The sequence below is a fragment of the Mesorhizobium sp. B2-3-11 genome (genome assembly GCF_006442215.1).
Taxonomy (GTDB): domain Bacteria; phylum Pseudomonadota; class Alphaproteobacteria; order Rhizobiales; family Rhizobiaceae; genus Mesorhizobium; species Mesorhizobium salmacidum.
In genome coordinates this window covers 1-20,308 of the sequence record NZ_VFVS01000024.1, presented here as the reverse complement: position 1 = coordinate 20,308, position 20,308 = coordinate 1, and the positions used below count along the sequence as shown (strand labels likewise).

General features: G+C 63.9%; 17 protein-coding genes. 6 read left to right on the top strand and 11 right to left on the bottom strand.

Translation table 11 applies throughout. The features are described from left to right. Positions 1 to 203: 203 nt before the first annotated feature. The 3 genes from FJ960_RS25965 to FJ960_RS25955 are packed head-to-tail and all read right to left on the bottom strand — an operon-like array spanning position 204 to position 3,790. The gene (locus tag FJ960_RS25965) at positions 204 to 1,529 is read right to left on the bottom strand and encodes a dihydrolipoamide acetyltransferase family protein (RefSeq protein WP_140717828.1); all 1,326 of its coding nucleotides are present in this window, start codon (positions 1,527 to 1,529) and stop codon (positions 204 to 206) included. Positions 1,530 to 1,540: 11 nt separating this feature from the next. Continuing rightward, complete coding sequence (locus tag FJ960_RS25960) at positions 1,541 to 2,554, bottom strand: alpha-ketoacid dehydrogenase subunit beta (protein WP_140717826.1); 1,014 nt, start codon at positions 2,552 to 2,554, stop codon at positions 1,541 to 1,543. A 3-nt stretch (positions 2,555 to 2,557) separates the two neighbouring features. Beyond that, positions 2,558 to 3,790 carry a 3-methyl-2-oxobutanoate dehydrogenase (2-methylpropanoyl-transferring) subunit alpha gene (locus FJ960_RS25955; protein WP_140717824.1) on the bottom strand — a complete coding sequence of 411 codons (1,233 nt, stop codon included), beginning with the start codon at positions 3,788 to 3,790 and terminating at the stop codon, positions 2,558 to 2,560. Positions 3,791 to 4,301: 511 nt separating this feature from the next. Here FJ960_RS25955 and holA point away from each other — a divergent pair. After that, on the top strand, positions 4,302 to 5,345 hold the full coding sequence (gene holA, locus FJ960_RS25950; protein ID WP_140717822.1) for a DNA polymerase III subunit delta: 1,044 nt from the start codon (positions 4,302 to 4,304) through the stop codon (positions 5,343 to 5,345). A gap of 163 nt (positions 5,346 to 5,508) precedes the next feature. Here holA and FJ960_RS25945 read toward each other — a convergent pair whose 3' ends face one another. The 5 genes from FJ960_RS25945 to mnmE all read right to left on the bottom strand — a co-directional run bounded on the left by FJ960_RS25945 (position 5,509) and on the right by mnmE (position 11,375). Continuing rightward, positions 5,509 to 6,393 carry a ParB/RepB/Spo0J family partition protein gene (locus FJ960_RS25945; RefSeq protein WP_140507191.1) on the bottom strand — a complete coding sequence of 295 codons (885 nt, stop codon included), beginning with the start codon at positions 6,391 to 6,393 and terminating at the stop codon, positions 5,509 to 5,511. A gap of 67 nt (positions 6,394 to 6,460) precedes the next feature. Further along, the gene (locus FJ960_RS25940) at positions 6,461 to 7,261 is read right to left on the bottom strand and encodes a ParA family protein (RefSeq protein WP_031240355.1); all 801 of its coding nucleotides are present in this window, start codon (positions 7,259 to 7,261) and stop codon (positions 6,461 to 6,463) included. 55 nt (positions 7,262 to 7,316) lie between these two features. Further along, positions 7,317 to 7,949, bottom strand: a complete 633-nt coding sequence (rsmG, locus tag FJ960_RS25935; RefSeq protein WP_027145743.1) for a 16S rRNA (guanine(527)-N(7))-methyltransferase RsmG — start codon at positions 7,947 to 7,949, stop codon at positions 7,317 to 7,319. Further along, entirely contained in the window at positions 7,946 to 9,847 is a 1,902-nt protein-coding gene (gene mnmG / locus FJ960_RS25930; RefSeq protein ID WP_140717820.1) for a tRNA uridine-5-carboxymethylaminomethyl(34) synthesis enzyme MnmG, read from the bottom strand. The genes rsmG and mnmG overlap by 4 nt, the downstream gene beginning before the upstream one ends. 199 nt (positions 9,848 to 10,046) lie before the next feature. Then, the gene (mnmE, locus tag FJ960_RS25925; RefSeq protein WP_140717818.1) at positions 10,047 to 11,375 is read right to left on the bottom strand and encodes a tRNA uridine-5-carboxymethylaminomethyl(34) synthesis GTPase MnmE; all 1,329 of its coding nucleotides are present in this window, start codon (positions 11,373 to 11,375) and stop codon (positions 10,047 to 10,049) included. Positions 11,376 to 11,446: 71 nt separating this feature from the next. Between mnmE and FJ960_RS25920 the strand changes: the two genes are divergently transcribed. Then, positions 11,447 to 13,510: a thioredoxin domain-containing protein gene (locus FJ960_RS25920; RefSeq protein ID WP_140717928.1), complete on the top strand. Its 2,064-nt coding sequence runs from the start codon at positions 11,447 to 11,449 to the stop codon at positions 13,508 to 13,510. A gap of 66 nt (positions 13,511 to 13,576) precedes the next feature. On the opposite strand, the gene rho is transcribed toward FJ960_RS25920, so the two are convergent. From rho to hemE, 3 genes are all read right to left on the bottom strand, one after another. Further along, a complete protein-coding gene (gene rho, locus FJ960_RS25915) occupies positions 13,577 to 14,842 on the bottom strand; it encodes a transcription termination factor Rho (RefSeq protein ID WP_140507185.1) in 1,266 nt (421 codons plus the stop codon). A 165-nt stretch (positions 14,843 to 15,007) separates the two neighbouring features. Next, positions 15,008 to 15,544, bottom strand: a complete 537-nt coding sequence (hemJ, locus tag FJ960_RS25910) for a protoporphyrinogen oxidase HemJ (protein ID WP_140717816.1) — start codon at positions 15,542 to 15,544, stop codon at positions 15,008 to 15,010. Further along, entirely contained in the window at positions 15,544 to 16,575 is a 1,032-nt protein-coding gene (hemE, locus tag FJ960_RS25905) for a uroporphyrinogen decarboxylase (RefSeq protein ID WP_140717814.1), read from the bottom strand. The genes hemJ and hemE overlap by 1 nt, the downstream gene beginning before the upstream one ends. Before the next feature lie 404 nt (positions 16,576 to 16,979). On the opposite strand from hemE, the gene FJ960_RS25900 reads away from it, so the two are divergent. The 4 genes from FJ960_RS25900 (at position 16,980) to coaE (ending at position 20,215) form a co-directional block, all read left to right on the top strand. Further along, positions 16,980 to 17,801 (top strand): pyruvate, water dikinase regulatory protein, encoded by an 822-nt coding sequence (locus tag FJ960_RS25900; RefSeq protein ID WP_140507180.1) that lies wholly within the window; start codon positions 16,980 to 16,982, stop codon positions 17,799 to 17,801. 374 nt (positions 17,802 to 18,175) lie between these two features. Beyond that, entirely contained in the window at positions 18,176 to 18,775 is a 600-nt protein-coding gene (locus FJ960_RS25895) for a Maf-like protein (protein WP_140717812.1), read from the top strand. Then, on the top strand, positions 18,768 to 19,625 hold the full coding sequence (locus FJ960_RS25890; RefSeq protein ID WP_140717810.1) for a shikimate dehydrogenase: 858 nt from the start codon (positions 18,768 to 18,770) through the stop codon (positions 19,623 to 19,625). The genes FJ960_RS25895 and FJ960_RS25890 overlap by 8 nt, the downstream gene beginning before the upstream one ends. Next, positions 19,622 to 20,215, top strand: a complete 594-nt coding sequence (gene coaE, locus FJ960_RS25885) for a dephospho-CoA kinase (protein WP_140717808.1) — start codon at positions 19,622 to 19,624, stop codon at positions 20,213 to 20,215. Before FJ960_RS25890 ends, coaE begins: the two co-directional genes overlap by 4 nt. Positions 20,216 to 20,308 lie beyond the last annotated feature (93 nt).

Sequence of the window (20,308 nt, the reverse complement as noted above, 5' to 3'; positions counted from 1 at the left end):
AGACGCCCCTGCCGTCGTCATCCTGGGGCGGAGCAAGGAGCGTAGCGACGCGCGCAGACCCCAGGATCCATGCCTTGACGGGAAGGCGTTGCAACGGTTCAGAAACCTGCTCCGCAACGCTCTCAGGCTGAGGTCGCGGCATGGATCCTCGGGTCAAGCCCGAGGATGACGAAGGCAAAGGGGCAGCGTCCGTTCTCATCCTCTCAATCCACGAAAATCAGCGCAGGTGTCTCCAGCAGCGCCTTGATCCGCTGGACGAACACCGCGGCATCCCAGCCGTCGATGACGCGGTGGTCGAAGCTCGACGACAGGTTCATCATCTTGCGCGGGATGAACTGCGTGCCGTCCCACAGCGGCCGCACCATCATCTTGTTGACGCCGATGATCGCGACTTCCGGGTGGTTGATGACCGGTGTGGTGGCGACGCCGCCCATGGCGCCAAGCGAGGTGATGGTGATGGTCGAGCCCGACAGCTCGTCACGCGTCGCCGTGCCCGACTTGGCCGCCTCGGCCAGCCTGGCGACCTCGGCGCCGCACTCCCAGATGTCGCGCGCCTCGGCATGCTTGACGACAGGCACCACCAGCCCAGACGGCGTCTGCGCGGCGATGCCGATATGGATGCCGCCGTGCTGGTGGATGATGCCGGCCTCGTCCTCGAACAGCGAATTGATTTGGGGCTGGTCCGCGATCGCCTTGACCATCGCCCGCATCAGGAACGGCAGCAAGGTCAGCTTCGGCCTCTCCTTGCCTCCCTTGGCGGCGCGCTTTTCCTTGTTGAGCGCGGCGCGCAATTCCTCGAGCGCCGTCACGTCGATCTCCTCGACATAGGTGATGTGAGGGATGCGCGATTTGGACAGCGTCATCTTCTCGGCGATCTTGCGCCGCAGGCCAACCAGTTTGATGTCCTCGATGGCATCGTTGCGGGCGAGGCCCGATGCCTTGGCCACTTGCGGCCCGCGCGCCAGGAAGGTCTCGATGTCTTCATGGCCGATGCGGCCGGCCGGGCCGCTGCCTGCGACTTGCCTGAGATCTATGCCGGCCTCCTTGGCGCGCAAGCGGACGGCTGGCGAGGCCAGCGGCTTTTCGCCTTCCGGGCGCGGTGCGCCGGCCGAGGCCTGTGCCATGGTCTTGGCGGCAGCCGGCGATGGCGCGGGTTTCGCCGGTGCCTCGACGGGCTTTGCCTTGGGGGCCGGTGCGGCTTCGGGCTTTGGGCTCGCCGGCTTGGCGAGCGCTTCGGCTTCGGCGGCCGGTGCCGTCCCTTGCCCGGCAGCCTTCACATTGCCCTCGCCCGCCACTTTCAGCCGCACGATGGGCGAACCGATCGCCACCGTGTCGCCGATCTCGGCGCCCAGCCACAGGATCTCGCCATCGACGGGCGACGGGATTTCGACCGTCGCCTTGTCGGTCATCACGGCGGCCAGCAACGTATCCTCGCGCACGATGTCGCCGATCTTCACATGCCATTCGACGAGCTCGGCCTCGGCGACGCCCTCGCCGACATCGGGCAGCTTGATGATGTGTTCGCCCATTTCAGGCCTCTCTAAGCTTCCAATGTTTCGATGAGCGCACGGCCGACACGGGCCGGGCCGGGGAAATAGTCCCACTCCTGCGCGTGCGGATAGGGCGTGTCCCAGCCGGCGACGCGGACCACCGGCGCTTCCAGATGGTAGAAGCAGTTTTCCTGTACCAGCGCCGACAGTTCGGCGCCGAAGCCTGACGTCAGCGTCGCCTCGTGTACGACCACGCAACGTCCGGTCTTCTTGACCGAGGCCACGATCGTATCGAGGTCGAGCGGCAGCAGCGTCCTGAGGTCGATGATCTCGGCATCGATGCCGGTCTCCTCGGCCGCGGCCTGGGCGACATAGACCATGGTGCCATAGGCGAGCACCGTGACGGCGGAACCCGCCCTGCGGATCGCCGCCTTGCCGAGCGGCACGGTATAATGGCCGTCGGCGACCTCGCCGAGCTCGTGCTTCGACCACGGCGTTACCGGCCGGTCGTGATGGCCGTCGAACGGGCCGTTATAGAGCCGCTTCGGCTCCAAGAAGATCACCGGGTCGGGATCCTCGATCGCCGCGATCAAAAGCCCCTTGGCGTCATGCGGGTTGGATGGCACCACCGTCTTCAGCCCGGACACATGGGTGAACAGCGCCTCCGGGCTCTGGCTGTGCGTCTGGCCGCCGAAGATGCCGCCGCCGGTCGGCATGCGCACCACGATTGGGCAGGTGAAATCACCGTTCGACCGGTAGCGCAGCCTTGCGGCTTCCTGCGTCAACTGGTCGTAGGCCGGATACATGTAGTCGGCAAACTGAATCTCGACGCACGGCTTCAGGCCATAGGCGGCCATCCCGATGGCCGAGCCGACAATGCCGGATTCGCTGATTGGCGCGTCGAAGCAGCGGCTCTTGCCGTATTTGGCCTGCAGGCCGTGGGTGACACGAAAAACGCCGCCGAAGAAACCGACATCCTCGCCGAACACGACGACTTTGCTGTCGCGCTCCATCGAAACGTCCATGGCGTCCCGGATGGCCTCTATCATGGTCCGCCTTGGCATGGCTCAGACTCCCGCCTGCTGGCGCTGGCGTCTGAGATGCGGCGGCATCTCGGCATAGAGGCCCTCGAACATGTCTCGCGTCGACGGCTTGCCGCCGGCATGCAGCGTGCCGTGGCTTTCCGCCTCCTTCTGCGCCGCGATCACCGTGTCGAGGATTTCCGCCTCGGCCTGTGCGTGCCGCTCGTCCGACCAGACGCCGAGCTTGATCAGATGGTTCTTCAGCCGCACGACCGGATCGCCGAGCGGCCAGGCATCGGACTCGGTCTTTGGCCGGTAGGCGGAGGGATCGTCCGAACTCGAATGGGCGCCGGCGCGGTAGGTGACATATTCGACCAGCGTCGGCCCGAGATTGTTGCGGGCCCGCTCGGCTGCCCACTTGGCCACCGCATGGACCGCCAGATAGTCGTTGCCGTCGACGCGCAGCGACGGAATGCCGAAGCCGAGGCCGCGTGCTGCAAAAGTGCCCGAGCCGCCGCGCGCAATGCCCTGAAAAGTCGAGATCGCCCACTGGTTGTTGACGACGTTGAGCACGACCGGAGCCTTGTAGGTGGAAGCGAACACCAGCGCCGAATGGAAATCGGATTCGGCTGTCGAGCCGTCGCCGATCCAGCCGGCGGCGATGCGCGAATCGTTCGAGATCGCCGAGGCCATCGCCCAGCCGACCGCCTGGATATACTGCGTCGCCAGATTGCCGGAGATGGAGAAGAAGCCGTGCTCTTTCGACGAATACATGATCGGCAGCTGCCGGCCTTTCAGCGGATCGGCCTCGTTGGAATAGATCTGGTTCATCATCGTGACCATCGGATAGCCGTCGGCGATCAGCAGGCCGGCCTGCCGATAGGTCGGGAAGTTCATGTCGCCCGGGGCAAGCGCCTTGCGAAAGGCGCAGCTCACCGCTTCTTCGCCCAGATGCTGCATGTAGAAAGAGGTCTTGCCTTGCCTCTGCGCCATCTGCATGCGCGCATCGAAGGTCCGCAGCGTCATCATGTTGCGCAGGCCCTCCAGCAATTCCTCGCTGGAAAGCAGCCCGGCCCATGGCCCGACGGCTTCGCCATTGCGGTTCAGCACGCGGATGATCGAAAACGCCATGTCGCGGATGGTGCGCGGATCGACATCGATATCGGGACGCGGCACCGAGCCGGCCTGGGCGATGGTCACGTTGGAGAAATCAGGCGTGCCGCCCGGCCGCACTTCCGGCTCCGGAACGTGAAAACGCAACATCCCAGCATCGGCCATGACCAAAACTCCTCCAATGTCGCCTGGGTGCGGATATTTGCACATCCGCGCGTCCAGACCAGCGCGAATTCGCCAGGCAAGTCATCCGCGCATCGGTTCCGGCCGCGCCGGCCGATCCCAGCCTCCCGCGCTCAAGATGAAGATATGTCCGCGAAATTTCTTGTCGATGTTGAGCAGCGGCACGCAATTTGGCGCATGGTTGCGCCGTGTTTGTCGCCAGATAAGGTGATTGGGTGCAGAGCGTGGCCGCTTTTCCTTCTCCCCTTGTGGGGCCCGAAGGGCGGGCGCGGCCCGTGACTCGCCCAGGGCGATGGCCTCGCGAAGCGAGGCCGGATGAGGGGTGCTCCAGCTTGGCGCGTGCCAATCGGCTGCATCAAAACCAGCGTCTCACCCCGCTGGAACACCCCTTCCGTCGCCTTCGGCGACACCTTCTCCCGCAGGGGAAGAAGGAAAAGAGTGCTCGGTGCCGATCGCCGTTCACCCCGCGCACGCATCATGCTAACCACCCTCCATGGCACAGAAGAAAGCTTTCGAGGTCGATTCCTGGCTCGCGCGGCCTGATCCGCGCATCTCGATCGTCCTGCTTTATGGCCCCGATCGCGGCCTTGTCTCGGAGCGGGCGAAGGCGTTTGCCGGAAAGACCGGTCTGCCGCTGGACGATCCGTTCTGCGTGGTCAGGCTCGAGGGTTCGGAGGTCGACCGCGACGAGGGCCGGCTGCTCGACGAAGCCCGCACCGTGCCGATGTTTTCCGACCGGCGGCTGCTCTGGGTGCGCAACGCCAGCGGCCAGAAGGCGCTGGCCGACGACGTCAAGGCGCTGACGGCGGAGCCGGTGCGGGACGCCATCATCCTGATCGAGGCCGGCGACTTGAAGAAAGGGGTCGGGCTGCGCGCGGTGGTCGAGGGCGCCGACAACGCCATGGCCTTGCCCTGCTACGCCGATGAGGCCCGCGACATCGACACGGTCGTCGACGACGAGCTGCGCAAGGCCGGCATGTCGATGACGCTGGAGGCCAGACAGGCGCTGCGCCGCAATCTCGGCGGCGACCGGCTGGCCTCGCGTGGCGAGATCGAAAAACTCGTCCTTTACGCCCACGGCCAGAAGGAAATCGGGCTGGAAGAGGTGAGAGCCATGTCGGGCGACGTGTCCGGTGCCTCCTATGACGATGCCGTCGACGCGCTGCTCGAAGGCAAGATCGGCGACTTCGACACCGCCTTCACGCGCCACTGCCAGGGCGGCGGCCAGCCCTTCCTGGTGCTGTCCTCGGCGATGCGGCAGATACAGCAGATACAGGTCATGCGCGGCCAGATGGACTCCGGCGGCCGCAACGCCGCTTCCGTCGTTGCCGCCGCGCGGCCGCCGGTCTTTTTCGCGCGCCGCAAGCTGGTGGAGAGAGCGCTGGAGCGCTGGAACAGCGAAGCGCTCGGCCGCGCGCTGACCCGCCTGCAATCAGCCGTGCTGCAGACGCGGCGCCGGCCGGACCTGTCGGTGGCGCTGGCCAGGCAGGCGCTGCTGGGGATCGCCGTGGAAAGCGCGCGGCTGGCGCAAAGGTAGGCGCCTCTTCCTTCCCCCTTGTGGGAGAAGGGAAGACCGCACGAAACATTCGCCGGCTAAATACCAAAAGCAATCCCTAGAAAAGTGTGTCGCAGTCTTCCATCCGAACTGCGCAAAAACAAGAGTTTAGCAGGTCCGCGATTCTATCAATCGCCGGGCCGCTCTAATCCTGTTTCAACCGGCGGCACAGCTCATCCAGCTGCTCCAAGCTCCGATACGCAACGCGTAGCACGCCACCCTTGCCCTTGTGGTCGACCGTGACGATCATGCCGGTCGTATCGGTCAGCAGCTTTTCCAGGGCCAGCGTGTCGGCGTCCTTTTCAACGGCCGGCGCGGCTGACTTGGTGCCGTTGGAACTGGTGCCGGCCGGCATCTGCGCCAGCGCCTCGGCCTGGCGCACGGAAAGACCCTCCTCGACAATGCGCTTGGCAAGGCCGGCCGGATCCTCCGCCGTGACCAGCGTGCGGGCATGCCCGGCCGACAGCGCGCCGTCGACCAGCATGTCGCGGATCACGTCGGGCAGCTTCAACAATCTCAAAGTGTTGGCGACATGGCTGCGGCTCTTCCCGATCACCTGGCCGAGATCGGCCTGGGTGTAGCCATGGTCGTCGATGAGTTGCTGGTAACCCTGTGCCTCTTCGACCGGATTGAGGTCGGCGCGCTGGACGTTCTCGATGATCGCCAGTTCCAGCGCCGTGCGGTCGTTGACTTCGCGGATGATGACCGGGATCTCGGTCAGCCCGGCACGCTGCGCCGCACGCCAGCGCCGCTCGCCGGCGATGAGCTCGTAGCGGCCCGCCTGCGTCGGCGACGGCCGCGCCACGACCGGCTGCACCACGCCATGCTCGCGGATCGACTGGGCGAGGTCGGTCAGTTCGGCATCGCCAAAATGCCGGCGCGGATTTCTCGGGTTTGGGCTGAGAAACTCGATCGGCACCTTGCCGTCGGCGCTCATGCCGGGCTTTTCCGGTGCGGCGGGACGATCGATCTCGCCGATCAGTGCCGCCAGTCCGCGTCCCAGTCTTTTCCTCGAGAGATCTTCGCTCATCTTTATTCCACGTCTATTTCAGATCGTTTCGGTATCGAATCGGCTGTTGATTATGCGGCCGATCTAATCAAGCAGCGCGCAATTTACGCTCGCGGCGGATCACTTCGGAGGCCAGTTGCAGATAGGCCTGGCTGCCGGAGCATTTCAGGTCGTAGAGGATCGCCGGCTTGCCATAGGACGGCGCCTCCGACACCCGCACATTGCGCGGAATGATGGTCTCATAGACCTTGTCGCCCATATGCTCGCGCACATCCTGCACCACCTGGTTGGCGAGGTTGTTGCGGCCGTCATACATGGTCAGCACGATGCCCTGGATGGTAAGATCCGGATTGATCGAGCGACGCACCTGCTCGACCGTTTCGAGCAGCTGGCTAAGACCCTCCAGTGCGAAGAACTCGCATTGCAGCGGCACGAGAACGGAATCAGCTGCCGCCATTGAATTCAAAGTCAAAAGATTGAGCGACGGCGGGCAATCGATCAGCACGTAGCCGAAGGGCGCCCCGCGCTCGGTCGCCGCGCGCAGTGCATTGCGCAGTTTGAGCACCCGGTCCGGCGCCGAAGCGATCTCCATCTCGATGCCGAGCAGGTCGAGCGTCGAGGGCACGATCGACAGGCCGGGCACCGCGGTCGGAATGGCGGCGGCTTCCAGTTCCAGTTCGCCCGTAAGCACATCATAGGAGGAGACCGTCCGGTCCTTGCGGTCGATGCCGAGGCCGGTGCTTGCATTGCCTTGCGGGTCGAGATCGACGATCAGCACTTTTTCGCCGATTGCCGCCAGCGCGGTGGCCAGGTTGATGGCGGTGGTGGTCTTGCCGACACCGCCCTTCTGGTTGGCTACGGTGATGATTCGAGGGCCGTTCTTCATCATCGGTTTATGCCAGAAATTCATCTTTGGGTCGCCGAATAATCAGACCGGTCTCGGTTCAGACGGGTCGCACATTGGACAATTCGAGGATGACGCCGCTGGCGTCGGTCACGCTTGGATGTTCTACCAGATCGAAAGTCCACCGGTTAACGCTTTCTTGCACTTCGGCGCGGTAATCCCGGCCTTTGTGGAACAACGCCCGCGCCCCCGAGGTCAGCCATGGCGCGGACAGGTCCAGCAGGACCGAAAGCGGGGCCAGCGCCCGCGCCGTGACGATTTGTGGCTTCGAAACAAGCACATGGCTGTCCTCGATGCGGCGCGCCACGACTCGCGCCGGCAAGCCGAACTGACCGATGACGGTCTGCAGGAACGAGGCCTTCTTGCGGTTGCTTTCGACCAGATCGATGCTGGCCCCGGGGCGCTCGGCGAGCAGAAAGGCCATGACAAGCCCGGGAAATCCGCCGCCGGAACCGATATCGACCCAATGCGTGGCTTCGGACTCTATCCGTGCAAGCTGCGCACTGTCCAGGATGTGGCGTTGCCAGACATCACCGGAGGTCGATTGCGCGACGAGATTGATGCTGCGGTTCCATTTCTGGAACATCTCTTCGAACGCCACCAGGCGATCGAATGTTTCACGTGAAACCGGACCGGCGGCCTCCTGCAGGCTCTCGCGGGAGAAAGACCTCACGCAACGTCCCTCTGCTCGGCTTTTTCAGCGGTTTCCCCCTTCTGCGCCGTTTCCCAATGACGGACATGCGCGACAATGACCGCCAGCGCCGCAGGCGTCATGCCTTCCATGCGCTGTGCATCCGCAACGGAGCGTGGCCGCCGCGCCTGCATCTTCTGCTTCAATTCATTGGACAGGCCGGGCACGCCGGCGAAATCAATGGCATCGGGGATCAGCCGGCTCTCCTCATGCCGTATCTGCGCGACATCCGTGCTCTGGCGGTCAAGATAAACCGAATATTTCGCTTCCGTTTCGAGGCGCTCCGCGGTCTTGGCGTCGACGTCGCCAAATTTAGGCTCGACCCGGCTTAGCCAGGCAATATCGACATCGGGATAAGCCAGCAATTCAAAGCCGGACCGGCGCACGCCGTCGCGATTGATCTCCAGGCCGTGCCGTGCCGCCTCGTTCGGCGTCATGGTCAGCGAAAGCGCCAACTGGCGCGCTTCGTCAAGCCGACGGGTGACATCGCCATAGCGCTGCAGCCGCCGCGCCGAAGCGATCCCCAGCGTCTGCGCCACCGGCGTCAGCCGCTCATCGGCGTTGTCGGCGCGCAGCGACAGCCGGAACTCGGCCCGCGAGGTGAACATCCGGTAGGGCTCGCTGATGCCGCGACTGGTCAAATCGTCGACCATCACGCCGATATAGGCCTGGGTGCGGCTGAGCACGACCTGCTCGCCGCCCGCGGCGCGGCGCGCTGCATTGAGGCCGGCGAGCAGGCCCTGCCCGGCGGCCTCTTCATAGCCGGTCGTACCGTTGATCTGCCCGGCGAGAAAAAGCCCGGCAACGCGCTTGGTCTCCAGCGTCTGATGCAGTTCGCGCGGATCGACATGATCATATTCGATGGCATAGCCCGGCTGCAGCATGACGGCGCGCTCCAGCCCCGGAATGGTCTTCAGGATGGCGAGCTGAACATCTTCCGGCAGCGAGGTCGAAATACCGTTGGGATAGACGGTGTGGTCGTCGAGCCCTTCCGGTTCGAGAAAGATCTGGTGCCCGTCGCGGTCGCCGAACTTGACGATCTTGTCCTCGATCGACGGGCAATAACGCGGCCCAACGCCTTCGATCGAGCCGGAATACATCGCGGAACGGCCAAGATTGGCGCGAATCACCTCATGTGTGGCCGTGGTCGTGCGCGTAATGCCGCAATCGATCTGCGGCGTCACGATGCGGTCGGTCATCAGCGAGAACGGCACCGGATGCTCGTCCGCCGCCTGGCTTTCCAGCGCAGCCCAGTCGATGGTCCGCCCGTCCAGGCGCGGCGGCGTGCCGGTCTTGAGCCGCCCGAGCTTGAAACCGGCGCGGTCCATCGTCGCCGACAGTCCCATGCTGGCCTTCTCGTTCATGCGGCCGGCGACAATCTTCTTTTCGCCGATGTGAATGAGCCCGCGCAGGAAGGTCCCAGTCGTCAGCACCACGGCGCCGCAGGCAAGCCGGCGGCCGTCCGCCAGGAGAACCGCTTCTATCTTCCCATCGGAAATCTCAAAGTCGAGAACTTCGCCCTCGACAACCTCAAGATCGTTCTGCTGCCGAATCGCTTCCTGCATGGTAAGGCGATAGAGTTTCCTGTCGGCCTGTGTGCGCGGACCGCGCACCGCCGGACCCTTGCGGCGGTTGAGCAGACGGAACTGGATGCCGGCGGCGTCCGCCACGCGGCCCATCAGCCCGTCCATGGCGTCGATCTCGCGCACAAGATGCCCTTTGCCCAGCCCGCCGATGGCAGGGTTGCACGACATTACACCGATCGTGTCGAAACGTAGCGTCACCAGTGCGGTGCTGGCGCCGGCGCGCGCCGCGGCACTGGCCGCCTCGCAACCCGCATGGCCGCCGCCCACCACAACCACATCATAGTGATCGGTCATCTTACATAAGTCCCGGACTCAAAAGAGATCAGCGACACATGTCCCCGCGAGACGGGACTGTCAAGAAAACTTCCGCGCGACGTTTCACGTGAAACAGGGAAACCCTGCTTCTGTCGGCGTTTCACGCGAATCACACCCCAACGTGTTTCACGTGAGTCAACCGGAGCCCCTGCCAGCGACCATGCGTGTTTCACGTGAGTCATTTCCCGATGCAGAACTGGGAAAAGATCACGTCGAGCAAGTCTTCGACGTCGACCGCGCCCACGATCCGCCCCAGGCGGTCCGCTGCCAGGCGCAGCTCTTCAGCGCGTAGCTCCTGTGGCGTCCCGTCGTCGGCGGCGCGATGCAGATGCCGGTTCGCCGCCCCGAGCAACTCGACATGACGCAGCCGTGACGGCAGCACATCGCCGGCACCGCCCGCCGCCTGAGTGGCGCGGTGCCCGATCTCCGCTAGCAATTCATCCACACCCGTCCCTTCGACCACCGATATGCCAAACTCGTAGCGCTGGGCCGCATCGTCGGCCGCTCCGCCATCGAGCAGGTCGAGCTTGGTGCCGACGCGCAATGCCGGTATCGCAACAGGAGGCGAACCGGCGTCCCTGGGGTCCGCGGCGTCCTCGATCAACAGCAAGAGATCGGCGCGACCCGCCTTGGCTTTCGCCTTCTCGATGCCGATCGCCTCAATTTTGCCGGGCGCTTCCCGCAACCCCGCCGTGTCGGTCAGTCTGACACGCAGACCTTGCAGATTCAGCACGACCTCCAGCAGGTCGCGGGTGGTGCCGGGTTCATCCGTTACAATAGCCGCATCGCGGCGCGCCAAGGCGTTGAACAGGCTGGACTTGCCGGCATTGGGCGCGCCGAGAATGACGACTTCGAAGCCGTCGCGAATGACTTCGGCGGCGTGGAACCCGGCTATGTGCCGGTCAATCTCTAATATCATCGACCGCACGTCGGACCAGACCGTATCCGAAACGGAACCCGGCACATCATCCTCGTCGGTAAAGTCGATCTCGGCTTCGATCATCGCCCGCGCATGGATCAGGCGCCGACGCCAGCCGAGATAAAGCTCACTCTGCGCGCCCTCGGCATTCTGGACGGCGAAGCGCCGTTGCGCTTCGGTCTCGGCGTTGATGAGATCCGCCAGCGCCTCCGTCTCGACCAGGTCGACCTTGCCGTTGAGAAAGGCACGGCGCGTGAATTCCCCGGGTTCGGCGTGCCTGACGCCGTCAAATCCAGCGATTGTCTCCAACATTCTGGCCACCACGGCGCGGCCGCCATGAACATGGAACTCGGCGACGTCCTCACCGGTGAAGCTGGCCGGCCCGGGGAAGAAGACAACCAGCCCGGTGTCGAGAACCGTTCCATCTGGAGCCCTGAGCTTGCGCAGCACCGCCGTGCGCTCCTTAACCATGCCGCCGGCAATCGTTTCGACAACGAATCGAGTCCGAGGGCCGGAGATGCGCAGCACGGCGATACCGGCCGGAAGCCGGCCGCTCGACAACGCCACGATCGAATCGCCTGAAATCATTTGCCCGCTCTACCGAACCGCCCTAGCTATCGTGTCATCACCCATCCCGAGTGCCGCGAAAGTTGGCCATTGTGACATTGCCCGCGCAAAACCTGCTTGCCGACGAGGCCAGCCCCTATCTGCAGCAGCACAGCGGCAATCCCGTACATTGGCGGGGATGGTCACCGGCATCGCTGGAAGAGGCAAAGGCGCTGGACAGGCCTATCCTGCTCTCCGTCGGCTACGCCGCCTGCCATTGGTGCCATGTCATGGCCCATGAAAGCTTCGAGAACGACGACGTCGCCGCCGTCATGAACCGTCTGTTCGTCAATATCAAGGTCGACCGCGAGGAGCGCCCCGACATCGACCAGATCTATATGGCCGCACTGTCCTCGATGGGCGAGCAAGGCGGCTGGCCGCTGACCATGTTCCTGACGCCCGATGGCAAACCGTTCTGGGGCGGCACCTATTTCCCGCGCGAGCCGCGCTATGGCCGGCCGGGGTTCATCCAGGTGATGGAAGCGGTCGACAAGGCCTGGCGCGAAAAGAGGGCGAGCCTGCACCAGAGCGCCGACGGCCTGACCTCCCATGTCGAGGCGCGGCTCTCCGCCACGCATTCCAAGGCGCTCCTCGATCGCGATGCGCTGTCCGACCTCGCCGGCCGCGTCAGCGGCATGATCGACCGCGATCGCGGCGGCCTCGCCGGCGCGCCGAAATTCCCGAACGCGCCGTTCATGCAAACGCTGTGGCTGTCCTGGCTGCGCGACGGCAATGCCGCGCATCGCGACGACGTGCTCATCAGCCTCGAACATATGTTGAGCGGCGGCATCTACGATCACATCGGCGGCGGCCTCAGCCGCTACTCGACGGACGCCGAATGGCTGGTGCCGCATTTCGAGAAGATGCTCTACGACAACGCCCAGCTCATCCGCTTCTGCAATTGGGCTCTTGCGGCGACCGGCAATGATTTGTTCCGGGTACGAATCGAAGACACGGTCGACTGGCTGCTGCGCGAAATGCGCGTCGATGGCGGCGCCTTTGCCGCCAGCCTCGACGCCGATAGCGAGGGCGAGGAGGGCCTGTTCTACACCTGGGGCAGGGAAGAGATCGAATCTGTCCTTGGCGATGATTCAGCGTTGTTCTTCAACTACTTCACGCTTTCCAGCCCACCCGGCTGGGAGGGCAAGCCGGTTGTCCATCAAACCTTCTCTCAGCAAGCGCTTGGGGCGACCGACCGCGAACAGCTGGTGCCGCTCAAGGCAAGGCTTCTCGCCGCCCGGGAAGAACGCGTCAGGCCTGGGCTGGACGCGAAGACCCTTACCGACTGGAACGGCCTGATGATCGCAGCACTTGCCGAGGCCGGCCGCTCGCTGGCACGGCCGGATTGGATCGAGGCCGCGGCAAAGGCGTTTGCCCATATCAGCGCCGCCAGCCGCGACAATCGCTTGCCGCATTCCATGCTTGGTGTCAGGAAATTGTTTCCCGCTCTATCGAGCGACTATGCCGCCATGACCAACGCGGCGATCTCGCTGTTTGAAGCCACAGGCGATTGGAACTATGTCGACAAGGCCAGCCGGTTCCTCGAACAGCTCGACCATTGGCACGCCGACGCGCAGGACACGGGCTACTATCTGACCGCCTCGGACAGCACCGATGTGCCGATCCGCATCAGGGGCGATGTCGATGAGGCCATTCCGTCAGCCACCAGCCAGATCATCGAGGCGCAGGTGCGGCTCGCCTCCGTCACCGGCAATCTCGATTTGCAGGAGAAGGCGTGGAAAACCGCCGAGCACGCTGCCGGCCGAGCCGCGCACCAGGCCTACGGCCAGGCGGGCATCGTCAATGCCTGCGCGCTTGCCATCGAACCGCTGAAACTGGTCGTCGTGGACGAGCCGGAAGATCAAAAACTCGTTCCGGTCGTTAATCGAAACCCTGATCCCCGCCGCGTCGATATTGTCGTGCCGATCGGTATGGCGGCGAATCGACCCTTGCTGCCCGGAGGAATTCTGCCGCCGACCAACCGGCGCGGCGCCTGGCTGTGCACCGGCCAGGTCTGCCTGCCGGTAGTTGCGGATCCCGATGAACTGGAAGGGATGTTGCGCAGTTCGTCATCCTATAGCGCAGCAAGGAGCGACGCGACGCACCGCGGACCATAGGACGTCACGGGATGGATTCTCGGCTCAAGCCCGAGGATGACGAAGAGAAAGCCCGCCTCGCTTCGATTATGTATTCATCGAATCGAAGAAATCGCCGTTGGTCTTGGTCTGCTTCAGCTTGTCGATCAGGAACTCGATCGCGTCGGTGGTTCCCATCGGCGCCAGGATACGGCGCAGCACGAAGATCTTCTGCAGGTCCTGACGCGACACCAGCAGGTCTTCCTTGCGGGTGCCGGACTTGAGGATGTCGATGGCCGGATAGATGCGCTTGTCGGCCACCTTGCGGTCGAGCTGGATTTCGCAGTTACCGGTGCCCTTGAACTCTTCGAAGATGACTTCGTCCATGCGGCTGCCGGTGTCGATCAGCGCCGTGGCGATGATGGTGAGCGAGCCGCCTTCCTCGATGTTGCGGGCGGCGCCGAAGAAGCGCTTCGGGCGCTGCAGCGCGTTGGCGTCGACACCGCCGGTCAGCACCTTGCCGGAGGACGGCACGACGGTGTTGTAGGCGCGGCCGAGGCGGGTGATGGAATCCAGCAGGATCACCACATCACGGCCGTGCTCGACCAGGCGCTTGGCCTTCTCGATGACCATTTCGGCGACCTGGACGTGGCGCACCGCCGGTTCGTCGAAGGTCGAGGAGACCACTTCGCCCTTCACCGAGCGCTGCATGTCGGTCACTTCTTCCGGACGCTCGTCGATCAAAAGCACGATCAGATAGCATTCCGGATGATTGGCGGTGATCGAGTGCGCGATGTTCTGCAAAAGCACCGTCTTACCGGTACGCGGCTGTGCGTTGATCAGCGCGCGCTGGCCCTTGCCGATCGGCGCCACCAGGTCGATCACGCGAGGCGATATGTCCTTGCTGGGCGGATTGTCGACCTCCATCTTTAGCCGCGAGGTCGGATAGAGCGGCGTCAGATTGTCGAAGTGGATCTTGTGGCGGATCTTTTCGGGATCGTCGAAATTGATCGTGTTGACCTTGAGCAGCGCGAAATAGCGCTCGCCCTCCTTCGGGCTGCGGATCGGTCCTTCGACCGTATCGCCGGTCTTCAGCGAAAAGCGCCGGATCTGCGACGGCGAGATGTAGATGTCGTCGGGACCTGGCAGGTAGTTGGCATTGGCGGAGCGCAGGAAGCCGAAGCCGTCCTGCAGCACCTCGACCACACCGTCACCGATGATTTCGATGTCCTGGGCGGCGAGCTTCTTCAGGATCGCGAACATCAGCTCCTGCTTGCGCATGACGCTGGCGTTCTCGACCTCGAGCGATTCGGCATAAGCGATCAGCTCTGGCGGCTTCTTGTTCTTGAACTCGGTGAGTTTCATTTCTTGCATTAGACGGACTCTGGGTAGGCTTTGGGGAAAAGATCGGCGGGATGCGACAAATGCCGGGCGCGGCCGAAAGCAATGACGGGCGGCGCATGACGGGAAGGAAGACCCGTCTTGTATCGTCGGTCGGCTGAAAGAGCAAGCCGCCTTTTGAGCGGGTCCAATGAAGCCTCAGAAGGGCTTCACGACGACCAGGATCACGATTGCGATCATCAGCAATGTGGGGATCTCGTTGACGATCCGCCAGTGCCTTGCCGGTTTTTCGTTGCGGTCCTCGGCGAATTTGCGCACAGCGGCGGCCAGATAGCCGTGAATGCCCGACAAAATCAGCACCAGGCCGATCTTGGCATGCAGCCAGCCGCCCTGGAACGCAAAGATTTTCCAGGCCAGCCACAGCCCGAACACCCAGGTGAGGATCATCGCCGGATTGATGATGCCGCGCAGCAGGCGCCGCTCCATCACCTTGAACGTCTCGGATTGAACGGAGCCCTTCTCCGCGTCGGCGTGATAGACAAACAGGCGCGGCAGATAAAGCATGCCGGCCATCCAGGAGATGACGGCGAGAATATGGATCGCCTTTGCCCAGGGATAAAAGCTTTCCGGTGCGAAGAAAAACAAGACCGCGGTGAGAACGATCAGGACAGCGATGCCGATGACCATGCGCTTCATCGCCTGGCCGGTGCTATTGGTGTTACTTCTGTCAGTCATCAGCGTGCCGCGCTCCGCACCTGTTTCACCATCGCCTCGACATGCGCCACCGGCGTGTCGGGCGTGACGCCATGGCCGAGATTGAAGATCAGCGGCCCGTCCCCCAACGCCCGAAGGATCGCCCCGACCCCGTCGGCCAATGCCTGGCCGCCGGCGACCAGCCGCAACGGATCGAGATTGCCCTGGACGGCTCCCTGCCGCTGCAACGCCTTCGCTGCCTCGAGCGGCACCGTCCAGTCGATGCCCAGCCCCGTCACACCGGTCTTATCGCGATAACTCTGGTAGCGGGCTCCGGCGCCCTTGGGAAACCCGATGATCGGCACGTCGGGATGGACGGCCCGAACTTGCCTGACGACCTCTGCGACCGGCTCGACGCAGAACTGTTCGAACGTAGCATCGTCGAGCACCCCCGACCAGGAATCGAATATCTGCACGACATCCGCGCCGGCCTCGATCTGGCGGATCAGGTAGGAAGCCGAATGATCGGCGAGCCCTTTCAGCAGCTGTCGAAACGCCGCCGGCTCGCGGTAGGCGAACAGCCGCGCCGGCGCTTGGTCCGGCGTACCGTGGCCGGCGATCATATAGGTCGCCACCGTCCAAGGCGCGCCGCAAAAGCCGATCAGCGTCGTCTCGTCGGGCAATTTCGCCCGCAGCCGGCGAAGCGTCTCGTAGACCGGTTCGAGATTCACGTGAAACATGTCGCTTCCCAGCGCCGCGATCTCCGCCGCTGAAATCGGCGTCAGCAGCGGTCCGCGCCCTTCCTCGAAGCGCACGTCGCGGCCAAGCGCATGGGGAACGACAAGGATGTCCGAGAACACGATCGAAGCGTCGAAGCCGAAACGCTCGATCGGCTGCAGCGTCACTTCGACGGCAAGGTCGGGGTCGTAGCAGAGATCAAGGAACGAACCGGCACGCCTTCGCGTCTCACGATATTCCGGCAGATAGCGCCCGGCCTGGCGCATCATCCAGAGCGGAGGAGGAAACACCGTCTTGCCCTTCAGGACATCCAGCATGATCCGTCTTGCAGGCATCGAACGCTCGCCTCTCCCGGCTTCCTCTTAATCAAATATCTTATTTAAAAAGAGTCTTCTGATTCTAAGAGTCTGTTGGTTGTGGTGGTTGTCACCTGTCCCGCTTTGGCCGCCAAAACGCCAGCAAGCATATTGTCGCGCACTGCCGATCGCGGTTTGCAGGGTTCTGGGGACAATCAGGAATCTCACAGGGGAGTCAATGCGCTAGATCGACCGCCCTCAAGACCTGCCCTGTGGACGAACGAAAGGCAAAGCGCTTCGTCCACGGACTTGTCCCCAGCCGTCCGGCGAAGCTGACAGCGCATCGAATTGTGGACAAACCGGCATCTGATACAGTCGCCTTTCGCCGGCATGCCTGCCCGTTCGATCTTATCCACATCCGCCCACAGCCCCAGGTGACCCCTGTGAACAAACCCCAAAGCTTCTTCCACCTGCATCTGATTTCCGACGCCACGGGGGAAACGCTGCTCGCCGCCGGCCGCGCCGCTTCGGCGCAGTACAAGGATGCGCGCGCCATCGAGCACATCTACCCGCTCATCCGCACCGAAAAGCAGATAGCCAAGGTGTTCGAGGACATAGAGGAGGAGCCGGGCATCATCCTCTACACGGTGGTCGACCAGAAGCTGGCGCACGGCATCGACGAACGCTGCGCGGCCATGGGCCTGCCTTGCGTGTCCGTGCTGGAGCCCGTGCTGACCGTCTTCCAGTCCTATCTCGGAACGCCGGCCGGCCGCCGCGTCGGCGCCCAGCATGTTCTCGACGCCGAATATTTCCGGCGCATCGATGCGCTCAACTTCACCATGGACCATGATGACGGCCAGCTGCCGGCAAACATGGATGACGCCGATGTCGTGCTGATCGGCATTTCGCGCACCTCGAAGACGCCGACCAGCATCTATCTCGCCAACCGCGGCATCAAGACCGCCAACATCCCGATCGTGCTCGGCGTGCCGGTGCCCGAAAGCCTGGTCAACGCCAGGACACCGCTGATCGTGGGATTGATCGCCACCGCCGAGCGCATATCGCATGTGCGCCAGAACCGCATCCTCGGCAATTCGAGCACCTACGTGCCGACCGACTATGTCGACCGCGCCGCCATCAACGAAGAGCTCGCCTATGCCCGCCAGATCTGCACCCGCCATGGCTGGCCGATGATCGACGTCAGCCGCCGCTCGATCGAGGAGACGGCGGCGGCGATCGTTGCCCTTAGGGGGAAGAACAGATAATTGGAACCGTGCGCCACCCTGCCAACAGCACCGCTGCGTGGTTCGAAAGGTCACGGCATGGATCCTAGGGTCTGCGCTGCGTCGCTTCGCTCCTTGCTTCGCCCTAGGATGACGAAGGGATGATAGTCTCGGCTAATCTCGAAGGTTTTGCGACTTGCCAGCATCGTCACTTCTTATGCGGCGACACAACTGCAAATCTCCCGCGGTTGAGGTTAGCCGTGGATTGCAATGCATTCGTCATCCTAGGGCGAAGCAGGAGCGAAGCTCCGTCGCGCAGACCCTAGGATCCATGCCGTTACAATGGCCAAGGGGTACAGCGGCCGCTAGCGTCCCACTCAGCCAGCAACTCAATGACGGGTAACAGGCGAAAGATCATGACAGAAAAAATCATCCTCGCTTCGGGCAGCCCGTTCCGCAAGGCGATGCTGGTCGATGCCGGCGTCGACATCGAGGCGGTTCCCGCGACGCTGGACGAGCGGGCGCTGGAAGCCCCTTTGCAGGACAGCGGCGCCTCGCCAGAGGACGTCGCCCTGGTGCTCGCCGAAGCCAAGGCCACCGAAGTCAGCGAGCGCCGGCCCGGCGCGCTGGTGCTCGGCTGCGACCAGACGCTGTCCTTGGGCGACGAGGTGTTCCACAAGCCCGCCGACATGGAGGGCGCGCGCCGCCATCTCCTGGCGCTGTCGGGCAGGACCCATCAGCTCAACAGCGCCGCAGTGCTGGTGCGCGACGGCAAGGTGCTGTGGCGCCATGTCGGCATCGCCTCGATGACCATGCGCAAGCTCGACCCCGCCTTCATCGGCCGGCATCTCGCCAGGGTTGGCGCCAAGGCATTGTCGAGCGTCGGCGCATATCAAATCGAAGGCGAAGGCGTCCAGCTGTTCGAAAAAATCGAAGGCGACCATTTTACCATTGTCGGCCTGCCACTGCTGCCGTTGCTGGCGGAGCTCCGTACCTTGGGAGCCATCGATGGCTGAGGCAATGAACAAGGCCTTCGTCACCGGCCATCCGATAAAACATTCGCGCTCGCCGATGATCCACGGCCACTGGCTGGCCAAGCACGGCATTGACGGCAGCTACCAGGCGATCGACGTGGCGCCGCAGGACTTCGCCGATTTCCTGGCGAGCATGCAGGCCAACGGCTATCGCGGCGGCAACGTCACCATCCCGCACAAGGAAGCGGCCTTTGCCCGGGTCTCGCGCCGCGACCATGCGGCGGACGAGATCGGCGCCGTCAACACGCTGTGGCTCGATGACGGCACTTTGTGGGGCGGCAACACCGACGGCCATGGCTTTGCCGCCAATCTCGACGATTACGCCGCGGGCTGGGCGGCCAATGGCCCGGCCGTGGTGCTGGGTGCCGGCGGCGCTTCCCGTGCCGTCATCCACGCCTTGAAGGAGCGCGGCGTCGGCGACATCCGCATCGTCAACCGCACGCTCGCCCGGGCGATTGAATTGCGCGACCGCTTTGGCGCCGGCGTTTCGGCGCACGAACTGGCCGCGACCGCCGAATTGTTGGGCGACGCCGGCCTGCTGGTCAACACCACCGCGTTGGGCATGCAGGGCAATGAGGGTTTGCCCGCCGACCCCACGCTGCTGCCCGACCATGCCGTGGTCAACGACATCGTCTACGTGCCGCTCGAGACCCCGCTGCTCGCGGCCGCACGGGCACGGGGGCTGAAGACGGTCGACGGGCTCGGCATGCTGCTCAACCAAGCGGTGCCAGGCTTCGAGCGCTGGTTCGGCGTCAGGCCGAAGGTTACGGCCGAGCTCCGCGCGCTCATCGTTGCCGATCTTGTGCCCAAGTCTCCGGCGTCGAAACCATGATCGTGCTCGGCCTCACCGGCTCGATCGGCATGGGCAAGTCGACGACGGCCAAGATGTTCGCCGAGGCCGGCGTGCCGGTGCATGATTCCGACGAGACGGTGCATCGCCTCTATGCCGGCAAGGCGGCCCCCCTGGTCGAGGCCGCCTTTCCCGGCACCACCGTTGACGGAAGCGTCGACCGCGCAAAACTCGCCGCCCGTGTGCTCGGCGATGCGGCGGCCTTGAAAAAGCTCGAAGCCATCATCCATCCGCTGGTCCGCGCCGATGCCGATGCCTTCCTGGCCAAGCATCGTAACGCCGGCGAATCGATTGCGGCCCTCGACATCCCGCTGCTGTTCGAAACCGGCGGCCGTGGCCGGGTCGACAAGGTCGTCGTCGTCACCGCGCCGGCCGAAGTCCAGCGCCAGCGCGTGCTGGCGCGGCCGGGCATGAGCGAGGAAAAGCTGGCGTCGATCCTGGCCAAGCAGGTGCCGGATGCCGAAAAGCGCCGGCTGGCCGATTTCGTCATCGACACCGGCGAGGGGCTGGAGGCTGCGCGTGCCGCGGTCGCGGCGATTATTGCCGAAATCAAGGGGGGTTCTGGCCGCTAGCTTTTCCTTCTCCCACAAGGGGCCCGTTGCGCAATATTGCGGGAGGCTTGTTGTGAGGATTGAGGGCGGCCATTTTCGTTGCTTTGGAGGCTT

Bases quoted from the DNA above. Each gene is read 5' to 3' on its own strand.
- FJ960_RS25965 (WP_140717828.1), bottom strand. From the start codon at position 1,529: ATGGGCGAACACATCATCAAGCTGCCCGATGTCGGCGAGGGCGTCGCC.
- FJ960_RS25960 (WP_140717826.1), bottom strand. From the start codon at position 2,554: ATGCCAAGGCGGACCATGATAGAGGCCATCCGGGACGCCATGGACGTT.
- FJ960_RS25955 (WP_140717824.1), bottom strand. From the start codon at position 3,790: ATGGCCGATGCTGGGATGTTGCGTTTTCACGTTCCGGAGCCGGAAGTG.
- holA (WP_140717822.1), top strand. From the start codon at position 4,302: ATGGCACAGAAGAAAGCTTTCGAGGTCGATTCCTGGCTCGCGCGGCCT.
- FJ960_RS25945 (WP_140507191.1), bottom strand. From the start codon at position 6,393: ATGAGCGAAGATCTCTCGAGGAAAAGACTGGGACGCGGACTGGCGGCA.
- FJ960_RS25940 (WP_031240355.1), bottom strand. From the start codon at position 7,261: ATGATGAAGAACGGCCCTCGAATCATCACCGTAGCCAACCAGAAGGGC.
- mnmG (WP_140717820.1), bottom strand. From the start codon at position 9,847: ATGACCGATCACTATGATGTGGTTGTGGTGGGCGGCGGCCATGCGGGT.
- mnmE (WP_140717818.1), bottom strand. From the start codon at position 11,375: ATGATTTCAGGCGATTCGATCGTGGCGTTGTCGAGCGGCCGGCTTCCG.
- rho (WP_140507185.1), bottom strand. From the start codon at position 14,842: ATGCAAGAAATGAAACTCACCGAGTTCAAGAACAAGAAGCCGCCAGAG.
- hemJ (WP_140717816.1), bottom strand. From the start codon at position 15,544: ATGACTGACAGAAGTAACACCAATAGCACCGGCCAGGCGATGAAGCGC.
- hemE (WP_140717814.1), bottom strand. From the start codon at position 16,575: ATGCCTGCAAGACGGATCATGCTGGATGTCCTGAAGGGCAAGACGGTG.
- FJ960_RS25895 (WP_140717812.1), top strand. From the start codon at position 18,176: ATGACAGAAAAAATCATCCTCGCTTCGGGCAGCCCGTTCCGCAAGGCG.
- FJ960_RS25890 (WP_140717810.1), top strand. From the start codon at position 18,768: ATGGCTGAGGCAATGAACAAGGCCTTCGTCACCGGCCATCCGATAAAA.
- coaE (WP_140717808.1), top strand. From the start codon at position 19,622: ATGATCGTGCTCGGCCTCACCGGCTCGATCGGCATGGGCAAGTCGACG.